The following is a 13,450-nucleotide window of genomic DNA, read 5'->3' as shown; positions in this document are numbered from 1 at the left end:
CTCCCGCACGTGCGACGGTGGTAGCGATGGACAACCCGGCCAAGACGTTCAGCGAGTCACCGGAGGACCCGTTCTCGGTGCACAGCGCGGCCTCGGTGGTGCTGGACGACGACGCGTCCGTGGTGGGGTGGAGCTCGCGAGCCGAGACGCTGCTCGGGCACCGGGCCCGGGACGTACTGGGCCGGCCGGCGCCCGAACTCCTCGTCCACCCCGCCGACCTGGAACTCGTCCTCCGTGTGACGGCGGCCTGCCTCCGAGAGGGCGGCTGGTTCGGGGTCGTGCCCGTGCTGCACCGTGACGGACGGCGGGTCGAGGTCGGCTGCCGGGTCCGCGCCGTCGCACGGGAGGACGACCGCCGCGAGTGGTACGTGGTCGCGGCGCCCGCGACCGAGGTCGTTCAGTGGGAGACCGACAGGTGGGTGCTGGACGGACTGTTCCGCCGTTCCCCCATCGGGCTGGCGGTCTTCGCGCCGGACCTGACGTTCCTGCGCGTGAACCGGGCGATCACCAAGTTCAGCGGCGTCTCCGCGGAGAAGCACCAGGGCATGCGAACGGCGGACTTCCTCTTCGGGCCGGACGCCGACGCCGTGGACGAACAGCTGCGGCAGGTGCTCGAGACGGGCCGGTCCTCGATCTTCGCCGAGCAGCCCTGCCGGCTGCGCCGCGACCCGCAGCGCGAACTGTACGTGTGCGTATCGGCGTTCCGGATGCAGGACACCAACGGGCACGTACTCGGGGTGACCCAGACCGTCGAGGACGTGACCGAGCGCTACCGGGCCCGCCGCAGGCTGGCCCTGCTCAGTGAGGCCGGGGCCCGTATCGGCACCACGCTGGACGTCGGCCGCACCGCCCGCGAACTGGCCGAGGTCGCCGTGCCGGGGCTCGCCGACAGTGCCTCCGTCGACCTGCTGGAGGCCGTGCCCCAGGGGGACGAGCCCGCCCAGGACGCCTTCCCCGTGGTCTGCCGCGCGGCGGTCCAGTCGGTCTTCCCGGACACCGAGAGGCTCATGTACCCGGTGGGCCGGACCATCAGCATCCCCCCGGGCTCCACACAGGCGCGGTCGCTGGCCGAAGGCCGTCCGGTCTTCGAGTCGGACATGGACCGGGCCATGGCCTGGCTCGACGAGGACCCCGCGCGGGCCAGGGCCGCCCGCGAGGTCGGCGCGCACTCCCTGATGGTGGTGCCGCTGCTCGCCCGCGGGCTCGTGCTCGGGCTGATCAGCCTCTGGCGGACGCGCCACCGCGAGCCCTTCGAGCCCGACGACCTCACCCTCGCCGAGGAGTTCGCCGCCCGCGCGGCCCTGAGCATCGACAACGCACGCCGCTACACCCAGCAGCACCAGGCGGCCCTCACCCTGCAGCACAGCCTGCTCCCCGGGGAGGTGCCGCGGCACCCCGCCGCCGAAGTGGCCCACCGCTACCTGCCGGCCAACACCGCCACCGGGGTCGGCGGCGACTGGTTCGACGTCATCCCGCTCTCCGGGCTCCGCATCGCGCTGGTGGTGGGCGACGTCGTCGGCCGCGGGCTGCACGCGGCGGCCACCATGGGCCGGCTGCGCACCGCCGTGCACACCCTGGCCCACCTGGACCCCACCCCGGACGAGGTGCTGTCGCACCTGGACGACCTCGTGGACCGGCTGGCCTCGGAGCAGCGCTCGAGCGACGAGAACGCCCCACCGGTCGTGGGCGCGACCTGCCTGTACGCCGTCTACGACCCGGTCTCCCGGCGCTGCTCGCTCGCCCGGGCCGGTCATCCGCCCCCCGTGGTCGTCACCCCGGAGGGCCGGGCCAGCCTGGTCAACATCCCCCCGGGCCCGCCGCTGGGCCTCGGCGGCCTCCCCTTCGAGACCGCCGAGATCGAACTGGCCGAGGGCAGCACGCTCGCGCTGTACACCGACGGCCTGCTCTGCACCCCTTGCCGCGACGTCGACGACAGCATCGCGATGCTCTGCGGGGCGCTCACGGTGCCGTCCGGCTCGCTGGAGGAGACCTGTGGCGCCGTCGAGGACACCCTCCTCAAGGGACGCCGCGGCACCGAGGCCGCCGACGACGTGGCCCTCCTCCTCGCCCGGACCCGCGTCCTCGCGCCGGAGCAGGTCGCCACGTGGGACCTCCCACCGGACGCCACCGCCGCCGGGCGGGCCCGCTCGCTCGTGGAGTCCCGGCTCGCGGAGTGGGGGCTGGAGGAGGCGGCCTTCGTGACCGAACTGATCGTCAGCGAGCTGGTCACCAACGCGTACCGCTACGCGGGCGGCCCCATCACGCTGCGGCTGATCCGCGACAGCCACCTCATCTGCGAGGTCTCCGACACCAGCAGCACCTCCCCGCACCTGCGCCGGGCCCGCACGACCGACGAGGGCGGGCGCGGGCTGTTCCTGGTGGCCCAGCTCAGCGAACGCTGGGGTACCCGCTACACCCGCGAGGGCAAGACGATCTGGACCGAGCAACCCCTGCAGGGGGATTTCTGACCGCGTACGGCACGTCGGCCCCCGGCCCGAGCAGCCGCCCTGCGGCGCCACGCCCCGCCCCGGGGCCGGAAGTCCCGAGGGCGCCGAGCCGCGGCCGTCGACCACGTCCACCGCCTCCCGCACGACGGCCGGCCCCCCGGAACCGGATCCCGCGGCTCTCGGCGCCGCGCCGAGCACGACCACGGCATGATCGCCACCACCGGCCCGATCGGCCGCACCGCTGCCGCGTCCGGTCCGACGGCCGTGCGGACGCGTCAGCAGGCCTCCGCCGGCACGGGCTCGCCACAGAGCACGTTGAACCCCCTTCGCACGCCGGCCCGCCCCGCGGAGTACCGACCGCGGCGCGCCGACGCGTCTCCGCTCGACGCCGCGCTCCTGGGCCCGCCGAAAGGATCAGCGCGGTGGCAGTCCGGTGCCGCAACGGGAGCAGTAGAGGGCGTCGCTCTCGCCGGACAGGCGGCCGCACTCCGCGCAGACGCGGTGCAGGAGGCAGGCCGCGTCACCCGCTTCCGGCGCGGGGGCGGGGGCGGCGATGGCGAGGCCGGGGCGGCGGGCGTGGACCGTGAGGTAGGTCAGACCCGCTGCGCCGGCGGACAGCGCGCGGCACGTGCCGCGGGGCAACCAGGCGAGGGCGCCGGGCGCCAGGGTCGTCTGGCGTCCGCCGTCGTCGCCCGAGAGGTGGCCGCCCCCGGCGACGACGTACAGCAGGACGTCCAGCTCCGCCTCGACGTGCGGCCGGACCTCGGTGCCCGCCGGGAGGCGGATGACGTTGGCGTCGAGCTGGCGGCGGTCCGCACCCAGCCGCCACAGCGCTCCGCGCTGTCCGACGGGCGTACGGCCGATCAGGTCCGCCACTTGGGCGAGGACACCCGGCGCGGGCTTGGTCTCCACGTTCGTCCTCCCTGCACCTGTGGAACAGCCGAACCGTACTCCGCCCCACGCGCCGCCGCACGGCGGCGAGGGCACGGCGTCCCGACGCGACGCGCGCACCGGGGAGGCGGACGATGGGGGCATGACACCGGAGCGGACGCCGCCGGGGAGGCCGTGATGCCAGTGGGCCGGATCGGGTTGGTCGTGCACGGGGCGCGCGAGGACGCGAGCGAGGCCGCCGCGGCGGTGGAGCGCTGGTGCGCGCGGCACGGGGTCCCCGCGGTGGAGATCGACGTGTGGGCCAAGGACCGGCCGCGGCACAGCGGTGAGGAGGAGGCCGCCTCCGCCGGTTACCCGGACCTGGTCGTGACCCTGGGCGGCGACGGCACCTTCCTGCGCGGCGCGCGGGTGGCCGCGGCGTGCGGGGCGGCGGTGCTGGGCGTGGACCTGGGGCGCGTCGGCTTCCTCACCGAGGTGTGCACCGATGACGTGGAGCGGGCGCTCGACTGCGTGCACGAGGGCCGGGCGACCGTCGAGGACCGCATGACGCTCACGCTGCGGGCGTCGCGGCCGCTGGAGATCCCCGAGGGCATCGAGTCGCTGCTGCGGTACGGGCGGGGGCCCGCGCTCCCTCCGCCGCGGGTACGGCCCAGCGACCCCGAGGACGTGGGCTGGGGCGTGCCGATGGCCGTCAACGCCGTGAACGACGTGGTCTTCGAGAAGCTCGCCCGGGACCGGCAGGCCAGTCTCGCGGTGTACCTGGCGGGCCGGCTGTTCGCGTCCTATTCCGCGGACGCGATCGTGGCGGCCACGCCGACGGGTTCCACCGCGTACAGCTTCGCGGCGGGGGGCCCGGTGGTCTCCCCGCACATGGACGCGATCGTGTTCACCCCGGTCGCGCCGCACATGGCCTTCGACCGCACCTTGGTGGCGGCACCCGACGAGGTCGTGGGGGTCCGGGTGCTGACCCGTTCGGGCCGGGTCGCGGTCAGCATCGACGGCCAGTTGAGGGGCGTCCTCGATCCGGGCGACTGGGTCGGGGTGTACAAGGCCCGGCACCGGCTGCGGCTGATCCGGCTGGGGCCGACCGACTTCTACGGGCGGGTGCGCGACCGCTTCCGGCTCAGTGACGCGCCGGCCGCGGCCGCCGACGGGGAGGTCCCGCCGCTGTACCGGCCGAAGGCTCCGGTCCCGCCCGACCTGCGGAATCTTCGGTTCCCGCCCCCGAACGGGCAGTGACCGCGCCCTGCCGGGCGATCCCTGCCAGCTCCCGCGCCGGCCCGGTCAGGTCACGCCCTCGGGCCCGCACCACGCGCAGCGTCCGCGTGAGGTCGAGTCCGGTCACGGGGACGGCGACGACGCTGCCGCTCGCGAGTTCCGCGGTGAGCGCGAGGGAGCTGAGGACGGCCGGGGCGAGGCCGTCGGCGACGGCGGTCTTGATGGCGGTGGTGGACGGGAGTTCGAGCAGCGGGTCGGCGAGGGCGAGCCCCGTCGCCAGGCTCAGGGCGTGCTCGAGGTGGCGGCGCGTGCCGGAACCCCGTTCGCGGCTGACCAGCGGCGTGGCGGCGAGTTCGGCGGGGCCCACGCCGGACCGGCGGCGCGCCCAGGGGTGGGCGGGGGCGACGACGACGGTCAGTTCGTCGCGTGCGACGGGCTGGGCGGCCAGCCCCCGCGGGACGTCCGGTCCCTCGATGAAGCCGAGGTGGGCCTCGCCGGCCAGGACGGCCGCGGCGACGTCCTCGGAGTTGCCGGCGGTGAGCGCGACCGTGGTGCGCGGGGCGCCGGCCCGCAGGGTCAGCAGCCACTGCGGCAGGAGGTACTCGGCCACGGTCATGCTGGCCGCCACCTGCAGCCGGCACTCCGCGGTGCCGCGCAACGAGGTGATCCCGGCGTCGAGTGAGGCGGCGGCGTCGACGGCGGTGCGCGCCCAGTCCGCGACGAGCGCACCGTCCTCGGTGAGCCGTGAGCCGCGCGGTGACCGTTCCAGCAGTTGCAGGCCGAGCCTGCGTTCGAGGTGCCGTAGGCGGGAGCTGGCGGCGGGCTGGCTGACGCCGTGGGCGCGCGCGGCGGCGCCGACGCTGCCGAGGCTCGCGACCGACAGCAGCAGGTCGAACGCCGCCAGGTCGCTCACACGCTCGGGCAGGGGCATAAGCCCAGTCTATGAGCCCATCGGGAACTGGTCCCTACCGCCCGGGCCCGGCCCGGGCGACGCTACGGGCATGCCTTCGACGCTCGCTGTTCCCTCCGGACCCGGCGCCCACCCGCGCACCGGGCCGCTGCGGGAGCCGGCCCATCCCTCCCGGCTCTTCCGCGACCTCGGCCCCAACTGGTACGCCTCCGTGATGGGCACCGGCATCGTCGCCACGGCGGCGGCCGGCCTGCCCGCGCACGTACCGGGACTGCGGACGGCCGCCACGGTCGTGTGGGCGCTGGCGGCCGTCTGGCTGGTGGTGCTCTCCGCGGCCTGGGCGGTGCACTGGACGCGCTACCGCGACCGAGCCCTGGCGCACGCCGGACATCCGGTGATGGCGCACTTCTGGGGCGCACCGGCGATGGCGCTGCTGACCGTCGGCGCGGGCACCCTGGCACTGGGCTCGGACTGGATCGGGCCGCACGCGGCCCTGGCCGTGGACGGGGTGCTCTGGTCGGCGGGCACCCTGCTCGGCCTGGTGACCTGGGTGTGGATCCCGTACCGGGCGATGACCGACCACCGGGTCGCCGACGACTCGGCGTTCGGCGGCTGGCTGATGCCGGTCGTCCCGCCGATGGTGTCCGCGGCCACCGGGGCCGCCCTCGTCCCGCACCTCCCCGCGGGGCAGGCGCGGCTGACGCTGCTGCTGGCGTGCTACGCGATGTTCGGGATGAGCCTGCTCGCGAGCCTGGTGATCATCCCCCAGATCTGGGGCAGGCTGGTGCGCCACAAGACGGGTCCGGCGGCGATGGTGCCGACCCTGTGGATCGTGCTCGGCCCGCTGGGCCAGTCGGTCACGGCGGCCAACCTCCTCGGGCACGCGGCGCCCACCGCGCTGCCCCGCCCCTACGCCACCGGGGCCGAGGTCTTCGGCTACCTCTACGGCGTGCCCACCTGGGGCTTCGCCATGATGTGGCTGGCTCTGGCGGCGGCGCTCACCTTGCGCACCGCGCGGCGCGGTCTGCCGTTCGGCCTGACCTGGTGGAGCTTCACCTTCCCGCTGGGCACCTGCGTGACGGGCACGAGCGCGCTGGCGCTGCGGCTGCACTCGACGGCCTTCCAGGGGGCGGCGCTGGTCCTCTACGCGGGGCTGGTGGCGTCGTGGGTGCTCGTCGCGGTGCGGACCGTCCGCGCCGGGGCGCGCGGCACGCTGTTCCTGCCACCCGCCCCGGCACCCCGCGCGTGAACGCGAGGGTCAGAGTCCCTGCCAGGCCGGCTTGGCCGCGTAGGTGGCCCTGAAGTAGTCGGCCAGCTTCAGCTTGGACGCGGCCGCCTCGTCGACGACGACCGTGGCGTGCGGGTGCAGCTGGAGCGCGGAGGCGGGGACGACCGCCGCCAGCGGACCCTCGACGGCCAGGGCGACCGCCTCGGCCTTCGCCTCGCCCGTGGCGAGCAGCACGAGGTGCCGGGCCTCCAGGATGGTGCCGATGCCCTGGGTGATGACGTGGTGCGGCACGTCCTCCGGACGATCGAAGAAGCGCGCGTTGTCCTTGCGGGTCTGCTCGGTCAGCGTCTTGATCCGGGTCCGCGAGGCCAGCGAGGAGCACGGCTCGTTGAAGCCGATGTGGCCGTCGGTGCCGATGCCGAGCAGCTGGAGGTCGACACCGCCGGCCTCCGCCAGCGTCCGCTCGTACGCCGCGCACGCCGCGGCGATGTCCCCGGCGGTGCCGTCGGGTCCCATGAAGGACTCCTCGGCCAGGCCGAGGGGCTCGACGACCTCGCGCAGCACCACGGAGCGGTAGGACTCCGGGTGCCCGGCGGGCAGGCCGACGTACTCGTCCAGCTGGCAGATCCGGGCGTCCGACACGTCCGCGGCGCCCTCCCCGACCAGTCCGGCGAGCGCGCGGTACACCGGGAGCGGGGTCGATCCGGTGGCGACGCCGAGCAGCGCGTCGGGCTTGCGGCGCAGCAGGTCCGCGATGGCCCCCGCGATGAGTTCGCCGCCCGCGGTGGCGTCCGGAACGATGACGACTTCCACTTCGGGACCGCCGATCTGGTGAGAGAGACCGCTACTGGTTTAGACCAATTTAGCAGCCGGGGCCCCCGGAGATCCACCGTCGGCCGGGGGTGCCTTCGGGCGAATGCGCCGCGCGCCGCGTTGGAGGGCACGCCGCCGGTGGTAGCAAGCAGGGACAGGCGCGCGGGAACGCGGGCGCACGGCCGGGCACGGCGGGGAGGTGCGGGACGGTGTCCCAAGGACGGCGGATCCGGATCCGCGCGGGGCGCCGGGAGGTGCGGGGCCCCGCCCGGCGGCCCGGCGTCCGGGTGTTCCCCGCGCTGAGCACGGCCGCCGCCTACTCCTGGCGGCTGCTCGTCGTGGGGGCCGTCGTCTATGCCGCGTTCGCCACCCTGGGCCGGTTCCACGAGATCGCGGTGGCGGTCTTCCTCGGGCTGGTCGGCACCGCCATGCTGCGGCCGCTCACCGATCTGCTCGCCCGAGCGATTCCGCGCTCGCTGGCCGTCGCCGTCTCGCTGATCGGCAGCATCCTCGTCGTGTTCGGCATCCTGGCGCTGGTCGGCGAGGTGGTCGCCGGCGAGACCGGCGGGCTGCAGCGCGAGTTCAGCGCGGGACTGACCCGGATCGAGCGCTGGCTGGAGGCCCCGCCGTTCCGGCTCGACCCCGAGGCACTCAACGACCTGCAGTCGAAGATCGGGCAGTGGCTCTCCAGCCACCGGTCGGCCCTGATCAGCACCGCGCTCAGCGGCGCCGGACGCCTGGTCGAGGTGCTGACGGTCTTCGCGCTGGCACTGTTCTGCTCGGTGTTCTTCCTGCACTCCGGCGACCGGCAGTGGTCCTGGTTCTGCGGGCAGCTGCCGAGAGGGGTCCGCGGCCGGGTGTCGCTGGCGGGCCGTGCGGCATGGCGTACGTTCACCGGTTACACGCACGGGATCGTCCTGGTGGCGGCGACCAACGCGATCCTGGTGGGCGTGGCGCTGTACCTGCTCAGGGTGCCGCTCGCGCTGCCGCTGGCGCTGCTGGAGTTCTTCGCCGCGTTCGTGCCGCTGATCGGCTCGCCCATCGCCCTGGCGGTCGCCGCCGTGGTGGCGCTGGCCGCCAAGGGGCCCATCATCGCCGCGGTCGTCGTGTGCCTGATCGTCGTCATCGGCCAGATCGAGGGCCATGTGCTGCACCCGCTCGTGATGAGCTGGGCGGTGCGCCTGCATCCCGTGGTCGTCGCGCTCACCGTCATCGGCGGGGCCATCGCCGCCGGGGTGATCGGCGCGGTGGTGGCGGTGCCGCTCGTCTCCGTCCTCTGGTCGGTGTACCAGGCGGTGCGCACCGCCGAGTAGCACGCGCAAGTTCTTGCGGTGCTTCCGCAACGCCCTGTCGGCTGGACGACACTCCAGCGCAAGCGGGTGTCGGCTGAGATGAAAGCCCGGTCGGGGGCATAGACGCCTGGAAACACCTCTGCAACTATCGGCTCGGGCCGCGCAATTAACAAAGCAATCGATGCAATTTTCTCAGCGTGGCAGCCGTACCGCATGCGACATGTCATGGCACCAACAACTCTGACGAGAGGCACAGGGACGACATGCCAAGGAAACGGTTCATCCGGCGGCTGCTGGCGGGGGTGATCTCGGCGGGCCTGGTGCTGCTCGGCCAGTCGGCCCTGCCCGCCGCGGCCGCCGGCGGCCCCAACCTCGCCGCGGGGGCGCCGGCCACCGCGAGCAGTTCCCACGCCGAGTACGGGGTCGCCAACATCACCGACGGCAACCAGAACACCTACTGGCAGAGCGCGGGCAGTTCCTTCCCGCAGTGGGTCCAGGTCGACCTGGGCAGCAGCACCAGCATCGACCAGGTCGTCGTCAAGCTGCCCGCCGCGTGGGAGGCCAGGACCGAGACCTTCGCGGTCCAGGGCAGCCCCGACGGCTCCACCTTCTCCACGCTGTCCGGCTCGGCCGGGCGGAGCTTCGGCCCGGGTTCGGGCAACACGGTGACCATCGACTTCTCGGCCACCCCGAGCCGGTTCGTACGGCTGAACATCACGGCCAACACCGGCTGGCCCGCCGCCCAGGTCTCCGAGCTCGAGGTGCACGGCTCCGCCGTCTCCAGCGACAACCTCGCCCAGGGCCGCACCCTGACCGCGAGCAGCGGCAACGCGCCCTACGTCGCCGGCAACGCGGGCGACGGCAACCAGACCACCTACTGGGAGAGCGCCAACAACGCCTTCCCGCAGTGGATCCAGGTCGACCTGGGGTCCTCCGTCGCGGTCACCAAGGTGGTGCTGAAGCTGCCGCCCTCCTGGGAGGCCCGGACGCAGACGCTGTCCCTGCGCGGCAGCACCGACGGCTCGTCCTTCAGCGACCTGGTGGCGTCCCGGGACTACTCCTTCACCCCGGGCGGCAACAACACCGTCACGATCAGCCTGAGCAGCACGACCACCCGCTACCTGCGCGTCAACGTCACCGGCAACACCGGATGGGCCGCCGCGCAGCTGTCGGAGCTGGAGGTCTACGGCCCGGCCTCCGGTGACACCTCCGCGCCGAACGCGCCCACCGGCCTGGCCTACACCGAGCCCGGCTCCGGCCAGATCCGGCTGAGCTGGAACGCCGCCACCGACAACGTCGGCGTCACCGGCTACGACGTCTACGCCAACGGGGAACTGCGCACCAGCGTCTCCGGCAGCACGCTCACCTTCACCGACAACCAGCCCGACAGCGCCACCGTCAGCTACTTCGTGCGCGCCAAGGACGCGGCCGGCAACGTCTCCGGCAACAGCAACACCGTCACCCGGACGGGCTCCGGCGGCGACACGCAGGCGCCCAGCCAGCCCGGCAACCTCGCCCTGACCCAGCCCGGCTCCGGGCAGGTCAAGCTGACCTGGACCGCCTCCAGCGACAACGTCGGCGTCACCGGCTACGAGGTGTACGCCAACGAGGTGCTGCGCACCACGGTGTCGGGCAGCACCCTCACGTACACCGACAGCCAGCCCGACACCGCGACCGTCTCCTACTACGTGAAGGCCAAGGACGCGGCGGGCAACCGAAGCGTCGCCAGTGCCACGGTCACCCGCAACGGCTCGGGCGGCACCGGCTCCAACATGGCCGTCGGCAAGCCGATCACGGCCTCGTCCAGCACGCAGAACTTCGTCGCGGCCAACGCCAACGACAACAGCCTCACCACCTACTGGGAGGGCGCCGGCGGCAGCTACCCGAACACGCTGACCGTCTCCCTCGGGGCGAACGCCGACGTCACCTCGCTGGTGCTCAAGCTCAACCCCGACGGCGCCTGGGGCACCCGCACCCAGACCGTCCAGGTGCTCGGCCGGGAGCAGGGCGCCAGCGGCTTCACCAGCCTCAAGGCGGCGGCCGACTACACCTTCAACCCGTCCTCCGGCAACACGGTGACCATCCCGGTCAGCGCCCGGGTCGCCGACGTACGGCTGCAGTTCACCGCCAACAGCGGCGCCGCCGCTGGCCAGGTGGCGGAGTTCCAGGTGATCGGCACCCCGGCGCCGAACCCGGACCTGACCATCAGCGGCATGTCCGTGTCGCCGGCCGCACCGGTCGAGACCGACCCGGTCAGCCTCTCCGCGACCGTGCGCAACATCGGTGAGCTGGCCTCGGGCGCCACGAACGTCACCTTCTACCTGGGCACCACCAAGGTCGGCACCGCCGCGGTCGGCGCGCTGGCGGCCGGCGCCTCGACCACGGTGACGGCGAACATCGGCGTCCGGGACGCGGGCAGCTACCCGCTGAGCGCCAAGGTCGACGAGGCCGGGGACGTCATCGAGCAGAACGACACCAACAACGCCTACAGCAGCCCGACCGCACTGGTCGTCAGGCCGGTCGACAGCTCCGACCTGATCGCCTCCCCCACCGGCTGGTCCCCCGGCAACCCGGCCAAGGGCAACACCGTCACCTTCTCGGTCGCGATCAAGAACCAGGGCACGGTCGCCTCGGCGGGCGGCTCGCACGGCATCACCGTCACGGTCACCGACACCGTCTCCGGCTCCGTTGTCAAGACACTGACCGGCTCGTACAACGGCGCCATCGCCGCGGGCAGCACCACGAGCCCCGTCTCGCTGGGCACCTGGACCGCCGCCAACGGCAAGTACACCGTCAGGACGGTCATCGCGCCCGACGCGAACGAACTGGCCGTCAAACAGCAGAACAACACCAGCACCCAGTCCCTGTTCGTCGGACGCGGCGCCAACATGCCGTACGACATGTACGAGGCGGAGGACGGCGTACTCGGCGGGAGCGCCGCCGTGGTCGGCCCCAACCGCACCGTCGGCGACCTCGCGGGCGAGGCGTCCGGCCGCAAGGCCGTCACGCTGAACAGCACCGGCAGCTCGGTGGAGTTCACGACCAAGGCCAGCACCAACACCCTGGTCGTGCGCTACTCCATCCCCGACGCCGCGGGAGGCGGCGGGATCAACTCCACCCTGAACGTGTACGTCAACGGCAGCTTCCTCAAGGCCATCGACCTCACGTCCAAGTACGCGTGGCTGTACGGCAGCGAGACCGCCCCGGGCAACAACCCGGGTGACGGCAACCCCCGCCACATCTACGACGAGGCCAACATGATGCTCGGCACGACCGTGCCGGCCGGGGCCAAGATCAAGCTGCAGAAGGACGCCGCCAACGGCAGCCAGTACGCGATCGACTTCGTCAACACCGAGCAGGTCTCGGCGATCGCCAACCCCGACCCCGCCGCCTACACCGCGCCGACCGGGTTCACCCACCAGGACGTGCAGAACGCCCTGGACAAGGCCCGGATGGACACCACGGGCACCCTGAAGGGCGTCTACCTCCCGCCGGGCGACTACGAGACGGGCAGCAAGTTCCAGGTCTACGGCAAGGCCGTCAAGATCATCGGCGCGGGCCCCTGGTACACCCGATTCCACACGCCGGCCGGCCAGTCCAACACCGACGCGGGCTTCCGCGCCGACTCCACCGCCAACGGGTCGTCCTTCTCGGGCTTCTCCTTCTTCGGCAACTACACCTCGCGCATCGACGGTCCCGGCAAGGTCTTCGACTTCGCCAACGTCGCCAACATGACCATCGACAACGTCTGGAACGAGCACACGGTCTGCCTCTACTGGGGCGCCAACACCGACAACGTCACCATCACGAACTCCCGGATCCGCGACACCTTCGCCGACGGCGTCAACATGACCAACGGCAGCACGGACAACCACCTCGACAACATCGAGGCCCGTGCCACGGGTGACGACAGCTTCGCCCTCTTCTCGGCGATCGACGCCGGCGGGGCGGACGAGAAGAACAACCTGTACGAGAACCTGACGTCCCTCCTGACCTGGCGCGCCGCGGGCATAGCCGTCTACGGCGGCTACGCCAACACCTTCCGCAACATCCTCGTCGCGGACACGCTGGTCTACTCGGGCGTCACGATCAGCTCCCTGGACTTCGGCTACCCGATGAACGGCTTCGGGACCGACCCGACCAACCTCCAGAACATCTCCATCGTCCGCTGCGGCGGGCACTTCTGGGGCAGCCAGACCTTCCCGGGCATCTGGCTCTTCTCCGCCTCGAAGGTCTTCCAGGGCATCCGCGTCAGCGACGTGGACATCGTGGACCCGACCTACAGCGGGATCATGTTCCAGACCAACTACGTGGGAGGCCAGCCGCAGAACCCGATCAAGGACACGGTGCTCACCAACGTGTCCATCACCGGTGCCCACCGCAGCGGTGACGCCTACGACGCCAAGTCGGGCTTCGGCCTGTGGGCCAACGAGATGCCGGAGTCGGGACAGGGTCCGGCGGTCGGCTCCGTCACCTTCAACAACCTGACGATGAACGACAACTACCTGAACATCAAGAACACCACGTCCACCTTCACCATCAACGTCAACCCGTAGCACGGGGACGCGCAGGCGCCGTGGGGGCCGGCCAAACAACCCGCCGGGCCCCCGGCCGCCCGCATAACCCCCCCCCCCCCCCCGAACCCCCACCG

At 72.8% G+C, this 13,450-nt stretch carries 8 protein-coding genes; 5 read left to right on the top strand and 3 right to left on the bottom strand.

Annotated elements, in window-relative coordinates; genetic code table 11:
• Positions 1-26: 26 nt before the first annotated feature.
• Positions 27-2,468 carry a SpoIIE family protein phosphatase gene (locus ACFW3D_RS12745; RefSeq protein ID WP_500504105.1) on the top strand — a complete coding sequence of 814 codons (2,442 nt, stop codon included), beginning with the start codon at positions 27-29 and terminating at the stop codon, positions 2,466-2,468.
• A 393-nt stretch (positions 2,469-2,861) separates the two neighbouring features.
• Here ACFW3D_RS12745 and ACFW3D_RS12740 read toward each other — a convergent pair whose 3' ends face one another.
• Positions 2,862-3,359, bottom strand: a complete 498-nt coding sequence (locus ACFW3D_RS12740) for a cupin domain-containing protein (RefSeq protein WP_500504104.1) — start codon at positions 3,357-3,359, stop codon at positions 2,862-2,864.
• A gap of 156 nt (positions 3,360-3,515) precedes the next feature.
• On the opposite strand from ACFW3D_RS12740, the gene ACFW3D_RS12735 reads away from it, so the two are divergent.
• Positions 3,516-4,577, top strand: a complete 1,062-nt coding sequence (locus tag ACFW3D_RS12735; protein WP_500504103.1) for an NAD(+)/NADH kinase — start codon at positions 3,516-3,518, stop codon at positions 4,575-4,577.
• Here the strand turns inward: ACFW3D_RS12735 and ACFW3D_RS12730 are convergent.
• On the bottom strand, positions 4,462-5,487 hold the full coding sequence (locus tag ACFW3D_RS12730; protein ID WP_500504102.1) for a LysR family transcriptional regulator: 1,026 nt from the start codon (positions 5,485-5,487) through the stop codon (positions 4,462-4,464). The two genes, ACFW3D_RS12735 and ACFW3D_RS12730, sit on opposite strands and share 116 nt — an antisense overlap.
• Before the next feature lie 70 nt (positions 5,488-5,557).
• Here ACFW3D_RS12730 and ACFW3D_RS12725 point away from each other — a divergent pair, with 70 nt between their 5' ends.
• Positions 5,558-6,715 (top strand): TDT family transporter, encoded by a 1,158-nt coding sequence (locus ACFW3D_RS12725; protein ID WP_500504100.1) that lies wholly within the window; start codon positions 5,558-5,560, stop codon positions 6,713-6,715.
• A gap of 9 nt (positions 6,716-6,724) precedes the next feature.
• On the opposite strand, the gene nagB is transcribed toward ACFW3D_RS12725, so the two are convergent.
• A complete protein-coding gene (gene nagB, locus ACFW3D_RS12720) occupies positions 6,725-7,507 on the bottom strand; it encodes a glucosamine-6-phosphate deaminase (protein ID WP_500504098.1) in 783 nt (260 codons plus the stop codon).
• A gap of 254 nt (positions 7,508-7,761) precedes the next feature.
• Here nagB and ACFW3D_RS12715 point away from each other — a divergent pair, with 254 nt between their 5' ends.
• Positions 7,762-8,820, top strand: a complete 1,059-nt coding sequence (locus ACFW3D_RS12715) for an AI-2E family transporter (RefSeq protein WP_500504239.1) — start codon at positions 7,762-7,764, stop codon at positions 8,818-8,820.
• A gap of 242 nt (positions 8,821-9,062) precedes the next feature.
• Positions 9,063-13,355, top strand: coding sequence for a discoidin domain-containing protein (locus ACFW3D_RS12710; protein ID WP_500504097.1), 4,293 nt, complete (start codon positions 9,063-9,065; stop codon positions 13,353-13,355).
• Positions 13,356-13,450: the final 95 nt, after the last annotated feature.

It is taken from the genome of Streptomyces sp. NPDC058864, assembly GCF_042742985.1.
Classification (GTDB): Bacteria; Actinomycetota; Actinomycetes; order Streptomycetales; family Streptomycetaceae; genus Actinacidiphila.
This window is presented reverse-complemented; position numbering and strand designations above follow the sequence as displayed.

Bases quoted from the DNA above. Each gene is read 5' to 3' on its own strand.
- ACFW3D_RS12735 (WP_500504103.1), top strand. From the start codon at position 3,516: ATGCCAGTGGGCCGGATCGGGTTGGTCGTGCACGGGGCGCGCGAGGAC.
- ACFW3D_RS12745 (WP_500504105.1), top strand. From the start codon at position 27: ATGGACAACCCGGCCAAGACGTTCAGCGAGTCACCGGAGGACCCGTTC.
- ACFW3D_RS12725 (WP_500504100.1), top strand. From the start codon at position 5,558: ATGCCTTCGACGCTCGCTGTTCCCTCCGGACCCGGCGCCCACCCGCGC.
- ACFW3D_RS12730 (WP_500504102.1), bottom strand. From the start codon at position 5,487: ATGCCCCTGCCCGAGCGTGTGAGCGACCTGGCGGCGTTCGACCTGCTG.
- ACFW3D_RS12710 (WP_500504097.1), top strand. From the start codon at position 9,063: ATGCCAAGGAAACGGTTCATCCGGCGGCTGCTGGCGGGGGTGATCTCG.